We start from the raw sequence: 20747 nt of genomic DNA on the forward strand, positions 1-20747 counted from the left end.
TACCGTTTATCCGGAGAATTTAAAAACCAGGATCCCAATCTACTTCAATGGTTTGAGTAGTGAGATCGACTTTCTTGATAACCTGTCCATCGAGGAACGGGACCAACCGCTCCTTGATGCCAAATGCATCTTTCAGGTTTGCCTTAATGACGAGAACGTCATTCGACCCGGTTTCCATCATATCGATGACTTTCCCCAGGCTGTAGCCTTCGGTAGTGACTACCTGGCAACCCATAAGGTCTTTCCAGTAGTAGTCGCCCTCTTCCAGCTGTGGCAACTGCGACGAATCCACGACAATTTCACAATTAGTCAGCGCATTCGCGGCATCACGATCGTCAACGCCTTTCAGCTTGATGATGATGTCCTGATTGTGGTGACGCCAGCTTTCCAGCTCGACCTCTTCCCACTTACCGCCTTTCTGGATAAACCAGGGCTGGTAATCAAAAATGCTATCAGCGTCTTCAGTGGAGGAAAACACTCTGAGCCAACCACGGATACCGTAGCAAGAACCCATTTTTCCCAATACGATCGGTTCAACAGGTACTTTATTGCTCATCATGACCACCGTGACAGATTAAGCTGCTTTGTTTGCTGCTTTGATCAGCGTAGCAACGCGATCGGAAACAGTAGCGCCCTGGCCAACCCAGTGAGCGATACGATCCAGATCCAGACGAGTTTCTTCTTCTGCGCCAGCGGCCAGTGGGTTGAAGAAACCAACGCGCTCGATGAAGCGACCGTTGCGTGCATTACGGCTGTCAGTCACAACAACCTGGTAGAACGGACGCTTTTTAGCGCCGTGACGTGCTAAACGAATAGTTACCATAACATCCTCTTGTGTGAATAAAACAACCGGGCCCCATCGAGGAACGGAGCCCGGGTGTCATATTAAAAGCCCGAAAATTTTACTCATTTTCGGGCAAAAAGCAATCTCAAAAGCGATTAACGCCCTGGAAAACCGGGAGGCATCATCCCTTTCATGCCGCGCATCATCTTCGCCATGCCGCCTTTCTTCATTTTCTTCATCATGCGCTGCATGTCGTCGAACTGTTTCAGAAGGCGGTTAACGTCCTGCACCTGCATGCCGCAACCGGCTGCGATACGGCGTTTACGGGAACCTTTGATGATATCCGGGTTTGCGCGTTCTTTGAGGGTCATCGAGTTGATGATCGCCTCCATACGCACCAGCACCTTGTCATCCATCTGCGCTTTCACGTTGTCAGGGATCTGGCCCATGCCCGGCAGTTTGCCCATCAGGCTGGCCATGCCGCCCATGTTTTTCATCTGACGCAGCTGCTCAAGGAAGTCGGTGAGATCGAAACCGTCACCTTTTTTCAGCTTGCTGGCCAGCTTCTCGGCCTGCGCGCGGTCAACCTTGCTCTCGATATCTTCGATCAGCGACAGCACGTCGCCCATGCCGAGAATACGGGAGGCAATACGGTCCGGGTGGAACGGCTCCAGCGCTTCGGTTTTCTCGCCCACGCCGAGGAATTTAATCGGCTTACCGGTGATGTGACGAATAGAGAGCGCCGCACCGCCGCGGGCGTCACCGTCCACTTTGGTCAGCACCACGCCGGTTAACGGCAGCGCTTCGTTAAACGCTTTCGCGGTATTCGCCGCATCCTGACCGGTCATGGCGTCGACAACGAACAGGGTCTCTACCGGGTTGATAGAGGCATGCACCTGCTTGATCTCGTCCATCATCGCTTCGTCGACGTGCAGACGACCGGCGGTATCCACCAGCAGCACGTCATAGAATTTCAGCTTCGCCTCTTTCAGCGCGGCGTTAACGATGTCGACAGGCTTCTGCGCCACGTCGGACGGGAAGAAATCCACGCCAACCTGCTCTGCCAGGGTTTCCAGCTGTTTGATCGCCGCCGGGCGATAGACGTCCGCAGAGACCACCAGCACTTTCTTCTTGTGCTTTTCACGCAGGAACTTACCCAGCTTACCGACGCTGGTGGTTTTACCCGCACCCTGCAGGCCCGCCATCAGCACCACGGCCGGTGGCTGAGCCGCCAGGTTAAGCACCTGGTTCTCTTCGCCCATCGCCGAAACCAGTTCATTACGAACGATTTTGACGAACTCCTGACCCGGGGTCAGACTCTTGTTAACTTCATGACCAACCGCCTTCTCTTTTACGCGGTTGATAAAATCACGAACAACCGGCAACGCGACGTCTGCTTCCAGCAGCGCCATGCGCACTTCGCGCAGCGTTTCCTTGATGTTCTCTTCAGTAAGGCGTCCGCGGCCGCTGATGTTGCGCAGCGTGCGCGACAAACGATCGGTTAAATTATCAAACATTGTCTCTCGCCTGAGTAGAAACGTTGGGCCGCCATGGGCGACACATACACAGAATTTTGCCGGAGTATAACATGAAGGCGCCTTTGTTGTTATGCAACGGTTGGAGCAGGCGTCACGTAACGTTATACTGCTTCTCTTTCTTATTAAGACAACTGTCGATGCCTATATGCCTGTTTTCGCACTGATCGCCCTTGTTGCCTACTCTGTCAGCCTCGCGCTGATTATTCCCGGACTGCTGCAAAAAAACAGCGGCTGGCGGCGCATGGCTATTCTCTCGGCGGTGATCGCACTGATTAGCCACGCCTTTGCGCTGGAATCACGCATCATTCCCGGCGACGGCAGCGTGCAAAACCTGAGCGTCCTCAACGTCGGCTCGCTGGTCAGCCTGATGATCTGTACGGTGATGACCATCGTCGCGTCTAAAAATCGCGGCTGGCTGCTGCTGCCGATTGTCTACACCTTCGCGCTGATCAATCTGGCCCTCGCCACCTTTATGCCTAATGAGTTTATTACGCATCTGGAGGCTACCCCGGGGATGCTGGTGCATATCGGCCTGTCGCTCTTTGCCTACGCGACGCTGATCATCGCCGCGCTTTACGCCATGCAGCTCGCCTGGATTGACTACCAGCTGAAAAACAAAAAGCTGGCCTTTAACCATGAAATGCCGCCGCTGATGGTCATTGAGCGCAAGATGTTCCACATCACCCAGGTGGGGGTGGTGCTGCTGACGCTGACGCTCTGCACGGGCCTGTTTTACATGAAGAACCTGTTCAGCGTGGAGAATATCGATAAAGCGGTGCTCTCCATCATCGCGTGGTTTGTCTATATTGTCCTGTTATGGGGCCATTATCATGAAGGCTGGCGCGGTCGTCGCGTGGTCTGGTTCAACGTCGCGGGTGCGGGCATTCTCACCCTTGCCTATTTTGGCAGCCGCTTCATACAGCAATTTGCTGGCTAAGAAACAAAGGAGTTCCCCCTGGAACACATCTCTACCACCACGCTGATCGTTACGCTGATCGTCATGGTGGTCATCTCCGCCTATTTCTCCGGCTCGGAAACCGGCATGATGACCTTAAACCGCTACCGGTTACGGCATCGTGCTAAACAGGGTAACCGTGCCGCACGTCGCGTTGAAAAACTGCTCCGCAAGCCGGATCGCCTGATAAGCCTGGTGCTCATCGGCAACAACCTCGTCAACATTCTGGCCTCTGCCCTCGGCACCATCGTCGGGATGCGCCTGTACGGTAACGCCGGGGTGGCGATTGCCACCGGCGTGCTGACGTTCGTGGTGCTGGTGTTTGCCGAAGTGCTGCCGAAAACCATCGCCGCGCTTTACCCTGAGAAAGTCGCCTACCCGAGCAGCTTCCTGCTGGCACCGCTGCTGATCCTGATGATGCCGCTGGTCTGGCTGCTGAACATGGTGACGCGCGTACTGATGCGGATGGTGGGGATCAAAGCCGACGTCACCATCAGCAGCGCGCTCAGCAAAGAAGAGCTTCGCACCATCGTGCATGAATCCCGCTCGCAGATCTCCCGACGCAATCAGGACATGCTCCTGTCGGTGCTGGATCTGGAAAAGGTGAGCGTAAACGACATCATGGTGCCGCGTAACGAAATCGTCGGTATCGACATCAATGACGACTGGAAAGCCATCGTTCGCCAGCTGACGCACTCCCCGCACGGGCGCATTGTGCTCTATCGCGACTCGCTGGATGACGCCATCAGCATGCTGCGCGTGCGCGAAGCCTACCGTCTGATGACCGAGAAAAAAGAGTTCACCAAAGAGGTGATGCTGCGCGCCGCCGACGAAATTTACTACGTACCGGAAGGAACCCCCCTCAGCACGCAGCTGGTGAAATTCCAGCGTAACAAGAAGAAGGTTGGCCTGGTGGTCAATGAGTACGGCGATATTCAGGGGCTGGTGACGGTCGAAGATATTCTGGAAGAGATTGTCGGGGACTTTACCACCTCAATGTCGCCTTCCCTCGCGGAAGAGGTTACCCCGCAAAACGACGGATCGGTGCTGATTGACGGCAGCGCGAACATTCGCGAACTCAACAAAGCCTTTAACTGGCATTTGCCGGAAGATGAGGCTCGCACCATTAACGGGATGATTCTGGAAGCGCTGGAAGAGATCCCGGCGGCGGGCACGCGGGTGCGCATTGAGCAGTACGATATTGATATCCTGGACGTACAGGACAATATGATTAAGCAGGTGAAAGTTCTGCCTGTTAAACCCCTGCGCGAAAGTATCGCGGAGTAAGGCTGTAGGCCGGGTGAGGCGAACGTCGCCACCCGGCACTACGGATGGCTAAATTACGCTTTCGCTTTCGCCACGGTCACCATCGCCGCGCGAATGGTACGGCCGTTCAGGGTGTAACCTTTCTGCATTACGCCCAGCACTTTACCGGCTTCCACCTCTTCGGACTCCACCATCGCAATCGCCTGGTGAACGTTTGGATCCAGCGGAACGTCGGTATCGGCAATCACTTCCACGCCAAACTTACGCACCACGTCGAGCATGGATTTCAGCGTCAGTTCGATACCTTCGATCATTGCGGCGTTGTCCGGATTCGCTTTGTCAGCCACTTCCAGCGCACGATCGAGGCTATCGATCACCGGCAGCAGTTCGTTGACGAATTTCTCCAGCGCAAATTTATGCGCCTTCTCAACGTCCTGCTCGGTACGGCGACGCAGGTTTTCCATTTCCGCCTTGATGCGCAGAATACCATCGCGTTCGCGATTCTGTGCTTCTACCAATTGGGCTTCCAGATTCGCAATTTTTTCATCGCGCGGGTCCACCTGCTCAGCAGATGCGTCTGGCTCTACAGCCTCAACTTCATCGTGCTGTTCCGTGATAATTTCTTCAGGGGCTTGCCCCTCAGGCGTTTTCTGTTCTTTACTACTCATGAATTTCTCCGCGTTTTTCTGCATTCATCTCGCTAACTTCGCTTATTATGGGGATCAGTTTCCGGGATTCAAGGGAACAAGACAGATTGTCATCATTCATCAGGCACAAGGACCTCCAGAAAATGAATAATCATTTCAGGTGTATTGGGATCGTCGGGCATCCGCGTCACCCTACCGCACTAACGACACATGAAATGTTGTATCGCTGGTTGTGTAGCAAAGGCTATGAAGTGATGGTCGAGCAGCAGATTGCTCAGGAGCTGCAGCTGAAGAGCGTCAAAACCGGCACGCTGGCGGAAATAGGCCAACAGGCCGATCTCGCCGTGGTGGTGGGCGGCGACGGCAACATGCTCGGCGCGGCCCGCACGCTGGCGCGCTATGACATTAAGGTCATCGGCATCAACCGTGGCAATCTCGGTTTTTTAACCGACCTCGACCCGGACAATGCGCAGCAGCAGCTGGCCGACGTGCTGGAAGGCCACTATATCAGTGAAAAACGCTTTTTACTGGAAGCGCAGGTGTGCCAGCAGGACTGCCAGAAGCGCATCAGCACCGCGATTAACGAGGTAGTCCTTCACCCCGGTAAAGTGGCGCACATGATCGAGTTCGAAGTCTATATCGACGAAATCTTTGCCTTCTCCCAGCGTTCTGACGGGCTGATTATCTCCACCCCGACCGGCTCAACCGCCTACTCGCTTTCTGCCGGCGGCCCGATCCTGACCCCCTCTCTGGACGCCATTACCCTGGTGCCGATGTTCCCGCACACGCTCTCCGCCCGCCCGCTGGTCATCAACGGCGACAGCACGATCCGTCTGCGCTTCTCACACCGCCGTAACGACCTGGAGATCAGCTGCGACAGCCAGATAGCGCTGCCGATCCAGGAAGGTGAAGATGTGCTTATTCGCCGGTGTGATTACCACCTGAATCTGATTCATCCGAAAGATTACAGCTATTTCAATACATTAAGCTCGAAGCTTGGCTGGTCAAAAAAATTGTTCTGATTCTGCATCCAGTACTTTACTGTATATAAAACCAGTTTATACTGTATGGAAACACAGTTATGGTTTTTCATACAGGAAAACAATTATGCTGGCACAACTGACCATCAGCAACTTTGCCATTGTTCGTGAGCTTGAGATCGATTTCCACAGCGGCATGACGGCGATCACCGGGGAAACCGGTGCAGGTAAATCCATTGCCATTGATGCCCTCGGCTTGTGCCTTGGCGGCCGCGCAGAGGGCGATATGGTGCGCATGGGCGCCAACCGTGCCGACCTGTGCGCCCGTTTCTCCCTGAAAGACACCCCTGCCGCCCAGCGCTGGCTGGAACAGAACCAGCTTGAAGATGGACGTGAGTGTTTACTCCGCCGCGTCATCAGCAGCGACGGTCGTTCCCGCGGTTTTATCAACGGCACGGCGGTCCCCCTTTCCCAGCTCCGTGAACTCGGCCAGTTGCTTATCCAGATCCACGGTCAACATGCGCATCAGCAACTCGTCAAACCCGAACAGCAGAAAGCGCTGCTGGATGGCTATGCGGGTGAGTACGCGCTTACTCAGCTTATGGCGGAACACTATCGCCAGTGGCATCAAAGCTGCCGCGAGCTCGCCCAGCACCAGCAGCAAAGCCAGGAGCGCGCCGCACGTGCGGAGCTGCTGGCGTACCAGCTTAAAGAGCTGAACGAATTCAACCCACAGCCGGGTGAGTTTGAGCAAATCGACGAAGAGTACAAACGCCTGGCGAACAGCGGTCACCTGCTCTCAACCAGCCAGAATGCGCTTAACCTGCTGGCGGATGGCGAAGACGTGAACCTGCAAGGACAGCTGTATAACATCCGCCAGCTGATTACCGAACTGGTCGGCATGGACAGCAAACTTTCAGGCGTCCTGGATATGCTGGAAGAAGCGGCTATTCAGATCTCCGAAGCCAGTGACGAACTGCGCCACTACTGTGAACGTCTGGATCTCGACCCGAACCGTCTGTTTGAGCTGGAGCAACGTATCTCCCGTCAGATTTCACTGGCGCGCAAGCACCACGTCACGCCGGAAGAGCTGCCGGGCTACTATCAGTCTCTGCTGGAAGAGCAGCAGCAGCTTGACGATCAGGCTGATTCGCAGGAAACCCTCTCTCTGGCGGTGAACCTGCACCATGAACAGGCCCTGGCGACAGCGCAAAAGCTGCATGAAATCCGTCAGCGTTACGCCCAAGAGCTAAGCCAGCACATCACCGACAGCATGCACACGCTGGCGATGCCGCACGGTGTATTCACCATTGATGTCCGCTTTGAAGAGAATCACCTGACGGCGGAAGGTGCGGACCGCATCGAGTTCCGCGTCACTACCAACCCGGGGCAGCCGCTGCAGGCTATCTCCAAAGTGGCCTCCGGCGGTGAACTGTCGCGTATTGCGCTGGCAATTCAGGTGATTACCGCGCGTAAAATGGACACCCCGGCGCTGATTTTCGATGAAGTGGATGTCGGCATCAGCGGCCCAACGGCGGCGGTGGTGGGTAAACTGCTGCGCCAGCTCGGCGAATCAACGCAGGTGATGTGTGTCACCCACCTGCCGCAGGTCGCGGGCTGTGGTCATCATCACTTTATCGTCAGTAAAGAAACCGACGGTGAAATGACTGAAACACACATGAAGCCGCTGGATAAACGTGCACGCCTGCAGGAGCTGGCACGCCTGCTCGGCGGCAGCGAAGTCACGCGTAACACGCTCGCGAACGCGAAAGAACTGCTGGCGGCATAAACTTTTTCGGGATCTCAGGGTCATACAGAACAACAAAAACGCCGCCAGACCGGTTTCAAAGTGGGGCAAGGTCTATTATCATCGGCATATTACATATGAGCCGCGTTCTGCTCGGGCCCGAAAAGGAATCAAATCACTATGCGTTGTAAAATGCTGACCGCTGCTGCAGCGGTTCTTCTGATGTTGACCGCAGGCTGTTCCACTCTGGAGAAAGTGGTTTACCGTCCTGACATCAACCAGGGGAACTACCTTACCCCTAACGATGTGTCCAAAATCCGCGTGGGGATGACACAACAGCAGGTCGCTTATACACTGGGAACCCCGATGATGTCCGATCCGTTCGGCACTAACACCTGGTTCTATGTATTCCGTCAGAAGCCGGGCCACGAAGATGCGACCCAGCAGACCCTGACGCTGACCTTCAGCAGCGCCGGTGTGTTGACCAACATCGACAACAAGCCTGCCCTGACCAAATAATCAGAAGTCAGAAATGCAAAAAGGTGCTCATTGAGCACCTTTTTTGTATTTCTTTTATCCCCTCGCCCCTTTGGGGAGAGGATCAGGGTGAGGGGAAAACACGCTACTTACCCGCCTTCTCCGCACGCTGACGACGCAGCTCTTTCGGGTCGGCAATCAGCGGACGATAAATCTCTACCCGGTCGCCCTCTTTCAGCACATCACCCAGCTTCACCGGACGGCTGTAAATCCCGACCTTATTTTTCGCCAGGTCGATATCGCTGCGAAGCTCAAGGATGCCGGACGCGCGGATAGCCGCCTCAACGGTTGCCCCCTCTTCCAGCGTCACGCGCTGCAGGTACTGCTTCTCCGGCAGCGCGTACACCACTTCTACAGCAATCTTATGCGACACTGTAAACCTCTTTGGCGCGGGTGGTGAACGCCTGAACCATATTGGAAGCCAGCTCTTTAAAGATGCGGCCAAACGCCAGCTCAATCAGCTTATTGGTAAATTCAAAATCCAGCTGGAACTCAATGCGGCAGGCGTCAGCGCTCAGCGGCGTAAACTTCCAGCCTCCCATCAGGGTTTTAAACGGACCATCTACCAGATGCATCAAAATACTCTGATTGCTGGTCAGCGTATTGCGGGTGGTGAACGTCTTGCTGATCCCCGCTTTGGAGACATCCATCGCCGCGGTCATCTGCGTCGGGCCGGACTCCAGAACGCGGCTCCCGGTGCATCCCGGAATAAATTCTGGATAAGACTGAACATCGTTCACTAACTGATACATTTGTTCCGCGCTGTAAGGCACAAGCGCAGTACGGCTAATCTGAGGCATAGCATTTCCCATGGTCACACAACGGACAAATAATAACATTTATCACCTGTTAAAAAAACGCTAAGCCTCATCTCGTGCTAAGATAGCGCGTTAGACCTCACAGGACGCAATGAGGTGACTTTTTGAAATCAGATTACCGACGGCTTTACGACACTTATGACGAAGAAAAAAGCACATAAACTAGGCTCGGCGACCATTGCGCTCAACAAGCGTGCTCGCTACGAGTATTTCATTGAAGAAGAATTCGAAGCTGGCCTTGCGTTGCAGGGCTGGGAAGTAAAATCGCTGCGCGCCGGGAAAGCCAACATCGGCGATAGCTACGTGATCCTGAAAGATGGCGAAGCCTTCCTGTTCGGCGCGAACTTTACGCCGCTGACCGTCGCCTCTTCACACTACGTGTGTGACCCTACGCGCACCCGCAAGCTGCTGCTGAACAAGCGTGAGCTGGAATCCCTCTACGGACGCATTAACCGTGAAGGTTTCACCGTGGTCGCCCTGTCGCTGTACTGGAAAAACGCCTGGTGCAAAGTGAAAATTGGCGTCGCGAAGGGTAAAAAACAGCACGACAAACGTACTGACCTGAAAGAGCGCGAATGGCAGCTCGACAAAGCGCGCATCATGAAAAACGCAGGACGTTGATTCTGCACACTTATTGTACTATTCAATAAGTTAGCGTTCCGGGCTGGTATCCAGGAAGTGAAATCTGGTATACTTAGTTCAACACTATTGGGGCTGATTCTGGATTCGACGGGATTTGCGAAACCCAAGGTGCATGCCGAGGGGCGGTTTGCCTCGTTAAAAGCCGCAAAAAAATAGTCGCAAACGACGAAAACTACGCTTTAGCAGCTTAATAACCTGCTCTGAGCCCTCTCTCCCTAGCTTCCGCTCTTAAGACGGGGATCAAAGAGAGGTCAAACCCAAAAGAGATCGCGTGGAAGCCCTGCCTGGGGTTGAAGCGTTAAAACTAATCAGGCTAGTTCGTTAGTGGCGTGTCTGTCCGCAGCTGGCGTGCGAATGTAAAGACAAACTAAGCATGTAGTACCGAGGATGTAGAAATTTCGGACGCGGGTTCAACTCCCGCCAGCTCCACCAAAATTCTCCATCGGTGATTACCAGAGTCGACTGATGAAGTCCTGAAAGCCCGCACGGCGCAAGCCCTGCGGGCTTTTTTGTGTCTGTCGTAGTCCGAGAACATCCGGTTAAATCCAGAGAAAATTGGTACACGTTTAGGTACACGCTATACTGTGGTCCATTAAACGTGTACCAATTATGGAAGGGATCCAGACATGGCGCGCATTACACGCCCCCTCACTAACAACGAAATCCTCAAAGCAAAACCCCGCGAAAAAGACTTCACCCTGCATGATGGTGATGGCCTGTTCTTACTCGTAAAAACCTCCGGCAAAAAACTCTGGCGCTTCCGTTATCAACGACCGGGAAGCAGCAGCCGCACAAATTTGAGTCTCGGCTCATACCCTGCCCTTACACTCGCAGCAGCTCGTCAGATACGCGACCAGCACTTAACCATGCTCGCGCTAGATATGGATCCACAACAGCAATAAGAGCATGCATCAGAAAAGCGTCAGATAGAGCTTGATAGCATTTTCTCAACTGTGGCCACCAACTGGTTCAAAATGAAGAGCAAAAGCGTCACTGAAGGCTATGCAAAAGATATTTGGCGATCTTTAGACAAGGACGAGTTCCCTGCAATAGGCACGATACCTGTTCAGGAGATTAAGGCCAGAACAATTGTTGAAGCATTAGAGCCAATCAAAGCGCGTGGTGCTCTGGAGACTGTTCGTCGTCTGGTACAGCGTATTAATGAGATTATGATTTACGCGGCAAATACCGGCTTGATTGACGCAAACCCAACTTCAGGAGTTGGAATGGCTTTTGAGAGGCCTAAAAAGCAAAATATGCCTACGCTTAGACCAGAAGAATTACCAAGTCTGATGCGTTCTTTGGTTATGTCAAAATCTGTCTGTTCCTACTCGCTGTCTAATTGAGTGGCAACTCCTAACCCTTGTACGCCCTTCTGAAGCCTCCGGTACCAGGTGGGAAGAGATCGATCTCGACTCAAAACTCTGGACAATCCCCGCCGAAAGGATGAAAGCGAAGCGTGAACATTTAATTCCTCTATCTCCTCAGGCGCTTTATATTCTTGAGATCATGGCACCAATCAGTAAGCACCGTGTTCATGTTTTTCCAAGTAGAAATGACCCTAAGAAAGCTATGAATAGCCAGACGGCTAATGCTGCACTAAAAAGAGTTGGCTGGAATGGGAATCTAGTTGCTCATGGCTTACGCTCGATAGCTAGCACGACGCTTAATGAAGAAGGATTTAATCCAGACGTCATTGAAGCAGCACTAGCTCATTCTGATAAGAATGAGGTACGAAGAGCATACAACCGCTCTGTCTATTTGCAACAAAGAGTAGAGCTGATGCTGTGGTGGGGGAGTTTTGTAGAAAATAAAAGAGGTTGAAGCAACCTCATCCCTTAGTGTGTGCATTTCTGCTCTTGAGCGTCATAAGGTAGGCCAGGTTACATGTAACTTACCTACCGTAATCAGCCCTAGTATATCGAAAAATCGTGTAGGGCATATTGGTTGCTTCAACAACAAATTAGCAATTCAATAGGCTTTTTTCAATTGTTTTTTTTCTAAGAAATTCAAAAGATCTACATTACTCCAGTCCACAAACCAAGGATTCGCTACAGAATAACTGATAAAACTATCTATTTTTTCATTGTTAGGAGTAGCTTCTTGCAATTCTTTTAAAGTTGATTTCAACCATATTTTTTTCCATTTTAAATCAATATACGGGCAAGACATAACATCCAAAAAGAGCATTGCCTTTTCACTATAATCCAAAATACTATCACTTGACATTAACTTGGAGTTAATAATGCTAATAATTTTACTTTTAAGTGTATTATAAACTTTCTTATCCTTTACGACATATAGACAGGACACTATATCAAAATAAGAATCAACTTCACTAAAAATGCTCTCAATTAACTGTTTTGATAAATATCGTTCTTGATCTAGCTCACCTATAACATACATAATATTATATGCCTCAAGGCTAATTAGATTATCTATGGCTACTTTGCTAGTATTAGCAGATTTAAGAAAGTCTTCAATTTCAAAATAAACATATGATGCTATAAGCTCACTGTATGATGGTACTTTAGCCTTAAAATATCTGAGAGCCACGATAAGTATTGAAGCCAATTTATATGATGAACTAACAGAAGGAGCAACTCTGAAAAAGAACAATGAAATATGGAGCAAAACATACATTGCATTGTATATATCTTTATCTTCGACTTGATTAACTGAAGAAGTTAATCTTTTAACTCTTTCAAAAATCGCCGAAATAATATAAGAAGCAACCTCACCATATCCCGTATTATTTTCAGCACATATTATTTTCACCTCATCTATAAATTTGTTAGCTAACTTCCTATTATTATGTATTGGCTTTGTGATTAATTTCCTTTCATCATCATACCCAAGAAAAGATTCAATAAATAAATTCATTCTTTGATTGACGTGATGTATAATTTGTGTTTTTGCTGTGATAAAAGGTCGAGTATTTTTTGTTACTTTACCCAAATTTATATGCATGTTATATTCATTCAGTTTATCAGTGTAAATCTTATATATAATTTCGGCATTAGCTTCATTTTTAGCAAAAATAAAAACATCATCAACATAACGGCGAATATCATAATCGATACCCTTGCGTATCGATGGCTCGATATTATTTAATTTAAACTGAACATTTAAATCTATTTTTTGAAATATAACCTCAGCAAATATTCGACTGATCTCTGGACCGATAATTACACCATGGGTCTCGTTAAAGTTGCAACGTTGCATTAATTTATCAAAAGCATCACCAAAGTTTAATGATTTATTAGCTAACATCCCTTTAGTAAAAGTCTTGGTTTTTGCAGCCCAAGAAATTGAATGAGTATAGATACTGTCAAAACATTTTGAAACATCTAATGTATATAGCGTATTATATTTACGCTCAAGGTCAATAAACTCATTAGACATAAAGAACTTATACAGGCGATCATATCCGTGATAGCCAAAATATGAAGAAGCATGCCGAGTTAATAGTTCATTTTTGTCGGTATCAACAGGCCCTCTCTTATATAAATTCTTGTCTTCCAATAAGTTCTTATAATAATATGTACTTGCAACCTTCACCGGTCGCCGAATAGAAAAATCACTACGGGAACAAAAATTGATCATCATTTGATTAAAATGGAGATAAAAATCTCGCATTTCAATCTGAGATATGGGGTGTGGAAAGGCTAAACGTCGAAACTCCGTCTCATTTTTATTAATTTTAAAAACATAGGGAATCGTATACCTACCTTTCTTCTTTTCCCCAAGAATTATTCTTTGAATCAATACTTTAGCAGTATCATTGGCCGTTGTATATTTAACTACATTGTTATAAAAACCATCATTGGACACTATTATAGGTGTTTCATAGGGTATAGTTTCAGTAACTAAAACCCTATTAAAATCTTTTTTGTTAACTCTTACTTCCTTTTTTTTAGACATATTTCCAACACCTTTGAATTTTCATCATCTTTGAAGCTGAATAATGAAAAAAATGACGTTTTTCATGGCCTCTAACAAAACTAATCTTAAGTAATCGATATTTTTTGCATTGGTTTAAGTTCGCATGAAAATCAAAGAAAACCTTACCACCAGATGATAATACAGCCTTTCTTAAAAACACATCAAGTTCAGCAAGGCGCTTAGAAGATTTAGCATCAATAAGAGGATAATTAAAATGAATGCCCGACAACCGTTTTAATACTCTATCTGAATCTAAAACACTAAAGTTTGTGGACAGGAATTTTAGTCTTTCACATAGCAACTCAAAATCATTGGTTTTATTAAAATCAATAATCGAATAAATCACTCTACTTTTTACTTTATTAGCCTTTGCATGTGCAAGATCAATTTCAATTACCCTATAGAATCCTCTTATATTGCACTCTTCAATTTTATCTCCCACGCTAAAATCGTACCCTAAATATTCAAAGGATAACAATTTCTTGGAGGGTGCAGTGTTTGTTTTTTTGGAAGATTTTGGAATTAAATCGCTAATATAATATTTCTTCCCTTCATTAAATCGCAATCCATTTGGAAGAATTGATTTTACATTCTCAATAAAAGCATCACTATCTTCGTAACCACTAGTGACAATAACTATATCATCTACATACCTAGCATAATAAAAAACAGAGTGGTTATCTTTCACTTGATTATCGAAATCATACATTAGTAACTCTGCCAAGTATGCACTGATTGACAATCCTCTTGGTATTCCTTGCCCACCATTCAGATAGAATGAATAAAGAAATTCCTTTAGAATCTGCTTTGTTTTAAGCTCTAACCGCTCCAATCCATCTATTTTATTAAATATATAGTTTTTATCGAAAGATTCATAAAATGAAAATATATCCAATCTGTATATTTTATACTGTGAACACTCTGATAAAAAAACCTTTAATGTATCAACAATCTTTGTTCGAGAAGATAATCTTAATTGATATAGCTTAGATAAATTTTTTTTAATTTTCCTCAAGACCAATACATCAGCTAACTCATCGGCCCAATATACTGTTTTCCCTCTTAAAACGGATGAGCGTAAATTATAACCCAAGAACCCATCCTTATATCTTTCGATAGCCGAGTTAATAGTCTTTTCTCGAACACTGTCTAGACTTAATGCTCTATTTTTATGGAAATCCTCAGGCTTGAAACATCGTGAGAGTGTGCGCGGATTGAAAGACTGATCATACATACAATCGTCCTGACTTAAGTTTATATTATCTTAATATTGCCTCCGTGAAGAATTCCTTTCAAGCCTTTTGGCGCGCAATACTCTCCCCGCCACGCCTGCCCGCTTAAGGGGGCGCTTTTAATGCAGGCGCATGACCGGCCTCAGAGCGCGCCAGTGCTGGCGCTGGCGGGGAATTCAGTGTCGTTAAAACGCATGCAAAACCATGCACCTATGCATGCATAGCTTTTATACGTAATAATGGAGGGATTTTCGGGGATTTCTAAGCGGACTACTGCACGGCCAGTTCTGCACGACGGCGGGTATAATTCAGGTTCTGTGCAGGCGTGAATTTTTCACGACTATCATCGCGGGAAGCCGCGTCAGGCCTGAATCCGATGGCCGTTAAAATGTCATTATCCTGCTCCGAATAATTAATTTTTTCACCGGCGACCAGCCAGAGCTGTAGCGCCTCCCTCAGATAGTCGAGTGAGTGCTGCATGGCGCAGTGCTGAACGGCGGGGTGTTGCCCGGAATAATTCATCAGTTCAAGGGCAAGGGCGGCGGCCACCTCCGCGCCGTGCGCCTGCATAAAATCATTTAATCGGTCGCAGATGCTGATGCGCTGCACCTCCTCATGCGAGCGGATATAACGCCCGGCAGCCTGATTAATTTCCCACTTTTTCACGTCAATAATTTCACGCAGCGTTTGCAGGCTCCGGTCGCTGTGCCCGCTGCCGGCAAGCTGTTCGCAGTATATCTGTTCGGCCTGCGTCAGCTAATTCCTACGTTGTAGCCAGGCGGAATTATTTGTCTGACAGGCCTCAAAGGATTTCCGTAGTCTCAGTGTGGTCCCGTAAGTTTTCAGTTATGCCTGATCGTGTTAACGCATCTGCGCGGTAGCGGTGGCTCCCGGTGCAGGCATGTGGATAACCGGCTCAATCGCCGGTGAACGAGTAATCCCTTAAGTGGATTAAAGTGCGCGGAACGTGCAGTAAAACATGCTTATGCCACATTTCAATAAGCCATCTTTAGCCTGCTTTTCGAAAAGAACATAAAATCGGCCCACAACCAAAGAGCGTTGAACCATCAAAGTAATCCCCATTAACAACAATCTCTATTCTTTTTAAAAGACAAATCGTTCATAACGAAGCCCCCTAACGCACCTCATATAACATTGAAAGAAAAAGGAAAAATATAAAACTTAAAGCTTGCCTAATAAATATTAAAAAGACGTTTTGCCGATAATGTGCTAGAAATTTGTTCAACGCATCTCAGAGCCAATGATAGGAACAATGAGAATATGGATACGACGTTGCTGAGCGCATTAGATACCGATGGACGCGACAAATTCGAAAGCGCGATGAATGCCTTACAAGGCGATGTTTCCGCTGCGGCCACGAGGTTGTCGGTCGACCCCCGCTTACGCCTTGAGTACTCAAAAAGAATCAAAGAAATGTCCGCAGACTTACGCGCAAAGGCCAATGCTGGTGTGATCTCCTGGGACAAAGCGGCACGAGAGGCTCAGGAAACGAGAAATTTGATCATGGAGATGGTGCGATCTCGCAGCACTCCACTCGGACGGGCAATGGCCGAACGTATAAAAAGCGAGGGTAAGACGCTTAATGAGTTGGTAGCAAAAAAAGCGAAAGCTTTATTCGGCCCGCAGGCAAATTTTAACAGCCTTTCGGAAGTACAAAAAAATCAGATATATGCAGGTATCGTTGAATCCGCAGGCAAGTCTAACCCACAAGTAAACATGAAAATGATGCAGCTCTCGCGCGTTGGAAGGGGGTTAATTGTTCTTTCGATTGCGATTTCTGTTTACGAAATTTATGCCGCTGATGATAAGGTTTCTGAATCAGGCAGACAGATAGCGATTAATGGTGCAGGTATTGCCGGTGCTGCCGCAGGTGGTGCAATGGCGGGATTAATGTGTGGGCCTGGCGCACCTGTTTGCGTGCTCATCGGTGGCTTCGTCGGCGGCGCGCTTGCCGCATGGGAAATGGGACGTTTGTGGAATTGATTATGCAACAGGTTAATTCAATAACATTGGTTAAGGTTAGTGTAGCTACCGATGTATCCCAGGCTCAATCTGACGTTGTGCTCAATGGTAAAAGCACCGGCATTATTGTACCGGGGCAAGTGCTTGAAGCAGCGGTCCAGGTTAATGAGCAGCGTTACATCCTGTTTCTGACGGATGACATTATTTTTGAAGAATCCCTGACAATTGTCCTTATTGACGTTCATGACGGGCTTAAAGAAATTGTTCGCTTGGGCAATGAGTACTCGACAGGAACTTTTGCGGATCTCCAGGTCACTGACGATAGCATGGATTTCAGGTTTATTGGGGATTATATCTGGACACTGAAAGTATCCGATTCACCTCGCTTACGGCTTCCTTTCGTTTCCGATCCCAAAGGGGTTAAACGGGAGTCTGGTCTGAAAAAGTACATAACGATATCTGCCGCACCGGCGTCGGAAAACGTAAGCTGAAGTCACTATTTATCAGAATGAAAAGGCTTTCCGCTGAGCTGGATAAATGCTCCTGAGAAGTATGCAGACTTCGCATCCGATGAAGTCCTGAAAGCCCGCACGGCGCAAGCCCTGCGGGCTTTTTTGTACCCTCAATATGTCCCGCGAAGTTCATAAAATTTCCCGGCGACACAGCAAGATCACACCATTAAACATTATTTCTCTCATGCTCAATGAGCCATTCTTTGCGTGAAATCCCCCCTCCATAACCTGTCATCGCGCCATCTTTTCCAATTATCCTGTGACAGGGAGTCACAATCGCAATCCGGTTGGCACCGTTAGCGGCAGCGACGGCGCGCACAGCATTTGGCTTATTAAGCCGTAGTGAAATGGCCTGATAGTGTGAGGTCTGTCCATAGGGAACAGCACGCAACGCATGCCAGACGGATTGTTGAAAATCACTACCCGGGGCATCTAAAGCGAGATCAAACTGTCGGCGCGTTCCGGCAAAATACTCGCCGATCTCTTTTACTGTCTGCCGGGTATGGCTGTTTTCGCCGGTGACGATTCTGGCGTTAAATAAACGCTGTATATCGCGGAATTCTGTTTCTAACATCCGGCGATCGGTAAACTCCAGCAGACAGACTCCCCGCTCTGTCGCGCAGACAAACATCGGTCCAAGCGTCGTGGTGAACCGGTGAATGACTATCACCTGGGTTGCCTGAGTCGGCGCTGCGCCAGTAAGCCGCTTGTAGGTGTAACCAAACCCGCTCAGGGATTCATAGCCATTGTCCAGCGCAACGTCAGTCGCCGCTCGTCCGCTTTTCAGCTCCTGCAAGGCAACGTTCACCCGCTGCATTCGCTGAAAAGCCTGAAAAGTGATGCCGTGATGTTGCAGGAACCAGCGTCTTACCCGCTCCGGGCTGATTCCATGCTGACGAAGCTCCGCGTCTGCTACACGGGATTTAATATCGCGCCTGACAAGCGCAAGCGCCTGCTCAACGAATAATGGCGCGCTGTGCGCATTTTCAGCGGGCCTGCAGACCTTACAGGGACGAAAGCCGTCCGCCAGGGCAGATTTGGCATCTTTATAAAATTCGACATTTTCGCGTTTGGGCTTTCGCGCCCGGCATACCGAAATGCAGAATACGCCAGTGGTTTTGACGCCAACAAAAAACACGCCAGTATATTCTGAAGAACGTTCAAGTAATGCCTGATACCAGATATCGCATAAATTCTTATCGGTTATTTTCATCACTAAAAAGTCCTTCAAACGTCTGACGAGCTCGGATCGCATGCATGACATCAGTCAGCGTTAACTGCATCGCTGAATGAACAAAATTGCCCATTGAAATGCGGCTTGCCCCGGCCCGTTTCAGCCTGTCGAATGACGGTAGATCGGGCATACACATGACATTCAGGGGCAATCCCGTTGCCTCTGCTATGAGGCTGATGTCTTTCTCTGACGTCAGGCAGGGAACAAAAAGGCCGTCGGCACCTGCAGCTTTATAGCGTTGACCCCGTAATATCGTCTCCTGCAACGCGTCTTCATGCCCGAGCAGGTAAGTGTCAGTCCGGATATTCAGAAACAGACGATAATCTTCCCTTCTCAGCATATTGCACACTGCTCTCAGTGTTACGGGAAAAATCAGAGGCATCGTCAAGCTGACGAACCCCGTTTATGACTTGGCTGTCTTCGAGGTTCACGCCTGCGACGCCTGTCTGAGCAAGGCGCCTCAGATTGGCTGCTATCTCTTCGGCTGAATCACCATACCCTGCTTCCATGTCAACGCTCAATGGCAGGTTGCTGACAGCCCGGATCCGGGTGACCATATAAAATAACTCATCAAACGGCATTCCCTGGCCGTCGTCATATCCCGGTGTGGACGCTATAGCTGCACTGGACGTTCCCAGAACCTGGTAGCCTGCTTTTTGCGCTGCGACAGCACTGGCGGCATCCCAGACGTTGCCGATAAGAAGAGGCTCATGCTGATAGTGGCGTTCTGCAAAGTTCATATCCTCTCGATAGATTGAAAATGAATCTAAGCACTCAGTAAGAACCTCACAACCGAAATTCAGACGACCATTTTTTAGCAAAAGTCGTCTGAACATGGGGAGCGGAACAGACCAAACCTTTTAAGGTCAGGTTCTGGCTTCGAGCATGGCAAGAACCGCCCAACGTGCCGCATCGTCTGCGATATTTTCCGGCAGCGCATCAGCACGCAGCGTGATATAAGCATCAACAGCCTTTCTGAGGGCCATGCTGACGGAATCACGATCGTGCGTAGCCAGCGTGGAAGCCAACAGGTCATCAGGATCAATGCTGAGGAATTCGATGCGGCGCACCCCACGTTGCGGTAGATTTGCTCGACGGTACAGCATAGGTCCCAGCACTTGCTCCCGGAAGAATGCCAGCATGCCTATCGCTTCAAAGAGTTCTCCCCTTCCCAGTTTCACCACCGCGTAATGAAGCCAGATCCAGGCTCGGGACTCAAACCACTCCGGCGTCATATCAGGCCAGTGAGCGCTAAATTTTGCCAGTTGGCGCTCCAGAGCGGTGTTATCACGGGTAAATAACACCACGGGCTCCTCAACGCGCTGAGTGAGCATTTCCAGGGTGACAAATTTCAGATCGACATGAAGGAGTTCGGGACCATACAGGCAGATAAGCAGACGAGGCTCTCCCACATGTTCCCCGGTGAAAGCATGGAGCAGGTGACCCAGTGTTCCGGCGAACACAATACACTGAGCCATGATTTCGTCATAGTAGAGAGGGTCTACCACAACGACAAAATCAAGATCGGAATATTTATCAAACCCGCCATGAACAAGCGAGCCGCCGGCGAGAAGGGAGTGAATCCGCGAATCAGCCTGAAATTTAAGCTTAAGTTGCTCTGCAAAACTTCTGTGTAAATCGGGTAACGTACTAAGCATACTTTTTCCTGTTCACAAAAAAGACAAAGCATTACAGGGTATCGCGCAGTGAACAGGCAGGCCAGATATTTTTTGCAGGAACAATAATGTCCTAAGAGGGTTCTCCCGATGCGTTATATTGCCCTGTAAATTCGGAGAAATTTCTGACCATCGTCGATTACTCGGATATCTGACTAACATAGTCGTACCAGTAAAGGCAACAAAGCAGTCCTTATGAGATTATATGGACTCTATGAGTCGGCCAAAACTCACCATGAAAATCATTGGAT

At 49.0% G+C, this 20747-nt stretch carries 18 protein-coding genes, 1 other RNA gene and 3 pseudogenes; 10 read left to right on the plus strand and 12 right to left on the minus strand.

The features are described from left to right. Positions 1–19 precede the first annotated feature (19 nt). The 3 genes from rimM to ffh all read right to left on the minus strand — a co-directional run bounded on the left by rimM (position 20) and on the right by ffh (position 2301). On the minus strand, positions 20–559 hold the full coding sequence (gene rimM, locus AC0TNG_RS02855) for a ribosome maturation factor RimM (protein ID WP_032645319.1): 540 nt from the start codon (positions 557–559) through the stop codon (positions 20–22). A 15-nt stretch (positions 560–574) separates the two neighbouring features. Continuing rightward, positions 575–823 carry a 30S ribosomal protein S16 gene (rpsP, locus tag AC0TNG_RS02860; RefSeq protein WP_003863133.1) on the minus strand — a complete coding sequence of 83 codons (249 nt, stop codon included), beginning with the start codon at positions 821–823 and terminating at the stop codon, positions 575–577. A 116-nt stretch (positions 824–939) separates the two neighbouring features. Next, positions 940–2301, minus strand: a complete 1362-nt coding sequence (ffh, locus tag AC0TNG_RS02865) for a signal recognition particle protein (protein ID WP_014884878.1) — start codon at positions 2299–2301, stop codon at positions 940–942. 166 nt (positions 2302–2467) lie between these two features. On the opposite strand from ffh, the gene AC0TNG_RS02870 reads away from it, so the two are divergent. Continuing rightward, positions 2468–3259: a cytochrome C assembly family protein gene (locus AC0TNG_RS02870; RefSeq protein ID WP_032623031.1), complete on the plus strand. Its 792-nt coding sequence runs from the start codon at positions 2468–2470 to the stop codon at positions 3257–3259. 18 nt (positions 3260–3277) lie between these two features. Next, positions 3278–4564: an HlyC/CorC family transporter gene (locus AC0TNG_RS02875; RefSeq protein WP_032640969.1), complete on the plus strand. Its 1287-nt coding sequence runs from the start codon at positions 3278–3280 to the stop codon at positions 4562–4564. A 53-nt stretch (positions 4565–4617) separates the two neighbouring features. Here AC0TNG_RS02875 and grpE read toward each other — a convergent pair whose 3' ends face one another. Then, complete coding sequence (grpE, locus tag AC0TNG_RS02880; protein ID WP_048992685.1) at positions 4618–5211, minus strand: nucleotide exchange factor GrpE; 594 nt, start codon at positions 5209–5211, stop codon at positions 4618–4620. Positions 5212–5333: 122 nt separating this feature from the next. On the opposite strand from grpE, the gene nadK reads away from it, so the two are divergent. The 3 genes from nadK to bamE all read left to right on the plus strand — a co-directional run bounded on the left by nadK (position 5334) and on the right by bamE (position 8436). Next, positions 5334–6212 (plus strand): NAD(+) kinase, encoded by an 879-nt coding sequence (gene nadK, locus AC0TNG_RS02885; RefSeq protein WP_008502500.1) that lies wholly within the window; start codon positions 5334–5336, stop codon positions 6210–6212. A gap of 85 nt (positions 6213–6297) precedes the next feature. After that, entirely contained in the window at positions 6298–7959 is a 1662-nt protein-coding gene (recN, locus tag AC0TNG_RS02890; RefSeq protein ID WP_473713264.1) for a DNA repair protein RecN, read from the plus strand. Between the two features lie 138 nt (positions 7960–8097). Further along, a complete protein-coding gene (gene bamE, locus AC0TNG_RS02895; RefSeq protein WP_023308883.1) occupies positions 8098–8436 on the plus strand; it encodes an outer membrane protein assembly factor BamE in 339 nt (112 codons plus the stop codon). A 103-nt stretch (positions 8437–8539) separates the two neighbouring features. On the opposite strand, the gene AC0TNG_RS02900 is transcribed toward bamE, so the two are convergent. Continuing rightward, on the minus strand, positions 8540–8827 hold the full coding sequence (locus tag AC0TNG_RS02900) for an RnfH family protein (RefSeq protein WP_023308884.1): 288 nt from the start codon (positions 8825–8827) through the stop codon (positions 8540–8542). Continuing rightward, positions 8817–9254 carry a type II toxin-antitoxin system RatA family toxin gene (locus tag AC0TNG_RS02905; protein WP_473713265.1) on the minus strand — a complete coding sequence of 146 codons (438 nt, stop codon included), beginning with the start codon at positions 9252–9254 and terminating at the stop codon, positions 8817–8819. Before AC0TNG_RS02905 ends, AC0TNG_RS02900 begins: the two co-directional genes overlap by 11 nt. Before the next feature lie 156 nt (positions 9255–9410). Here AC0TNG_RS02905 and smpB point away from each other — a divergent pair, with 156 nt between their 5' ends. The 3 genes and pseudogenes from smpB to AC0TNG_RS02920 all read left to right on the plus strand — a co-directional run bounded on the left by smpB (position 9411) and on the right by AC0TNG_RS02920 (position 11738). After that, entirely contained in the window at positions 9411–9893 is a 483-nt protein-coding gene (gene smpB / locus AC0TNG_RS02910; RefSeq protein ID WP_473713266.1) for an SsrA-binding protein SmpB, read from the plus strand. A gap of 89 nt (positions 9894–9982) precedes the next feature. Beyond that, positions 9983–10346, plus strand: a transfer-messenger RNA (tmRNA) gene (gene ssrA / locus AC0TNG_RS02915). Between the two features lie 194 nt (positions 10347–10540). Further along, positions 10541–11738, plus strand: a pseudogene (locus AC0TNG_RS02920) (integrase domain-containing protein). A 147-nt stretch (positions 11739–11885) separates the two neighbouring features. On the opposite strand, the gene drt3b reads toward AC0TNG_RS02920, so the two are convergent. From drt3b to AC0TNG_RS02935, 3 genes and pseudogenes are all read right to left on the minus strand, one after another. Further along, on the minus strand, positions 11886–13838 hold the full coding sequence (gene drt3b / locus AC0TNG_RS02925) for an antiviral reverse transcriptase Drt3b (RefSeq protein WP_473713267.1): 1953 nt from the start codon (positions 13836–13838) through the stop codon (positions 11886–11888). After that, positions 13831–15093 (minus strand): antiviral reverse transcriptase Drt3a, encoded by a 1263-nt coding sequence (gene drt3a, locus AC0TNG_RS02930; RefSeq protein ID WP_473713268.1) that lies wholly within the window; start codon positions 15091–15093, stop codon positions 13831–13833. Before drt3a ends, drt3b begins: the two co-directional genes overlap by 8 nt. 268 nt (positions 15094–15361) lie before the next feature. After that, a pseudogene (locus AC0TNG_RS02935) lies at positions 15362–15937 on the minus strand (phage polarity suppression protein). Positions 15938–16372: 435 nt separating this feature from the next. Between AC0TNG_RS02935 and AC0TNG_RS02940 the strand changes: the two are divergent. Together AC0TNG_RS02940 and AC0TNG_RS02945 are read left to right on the plus strand one after the other, a co-directional pair. Continuing rightward, the gene (locus tag AC0TNG_RS02940) at positions 16373–17095 is read left to right on the plus strand and encodes a hypothetical protein (protein ID WP_473713269.1); all 723 of its coding nucleotides are present in this window, start codon (positions 16373–16375) and stop codon (positions 17093–17095) included. 2 nt (positions 17096–17097) lie between these two features. Next, a complete protein-coding gene (locus AC0TNG_RS02945) occupies positions 17098–17565 on the plus strand; it encodes a hypothetical protein (protein ID WP_473713270.1) in 468 nt (155 codons plus the stop codon). A gap of 187 nt (positions 17566–17752) precedes the next feature. On the opposite strand, the gene AC0TNG_RS02950 is transcribed toward AC0TNG_RS02945, so the two are convergent. From AC0TNG_RS02950 to AC0TNG_RS02960, 3 genes and pseudogenes are all read right to left on the minus strand, one after another. Continuing rightward, positions 17753–18799, minus strand: coding sequence for a bifunctional transcriptional activator/DNA repair enzyme AdaA (locus AC0TNG_RS02950; RefSeq protein ID WP_473713271.1), 1047 nt, complete (start codon positions 18797–18799; stop codon positions 17753–17755). Next, a pseudogene (locus AC0TNG_RS02955) lies at positions 18783–19560 on the minus strand (isocitrate lyase/PEP mutase family protein). The gene AC0TNG_RS02950 and the pseudogene AC0TNG_RS02955 overlap by 17 nt, the downstream one beginning before the upstream one ends. A gap of 126 nt (positions 19561–19686) precedes the next feature. Next, positions 19687–20478 carry a nucleotidyltransferase domain-containing protein gene (locus AC0TNG_RS02960; protein ID WP_473713272.1) on the minus strand — a complete coding sequence of 264 codons (792 nt, stop codon included), beginning with the start codon at positions 20476–20478 and terminating at the stop codon, positions 19687–19689. Positions 20479–20747 lie beyond the last annotated feature (269 nt).

It is taken from the genome of Enterobacter sp. PL_is514 (genome assembly GCF_055816715.1).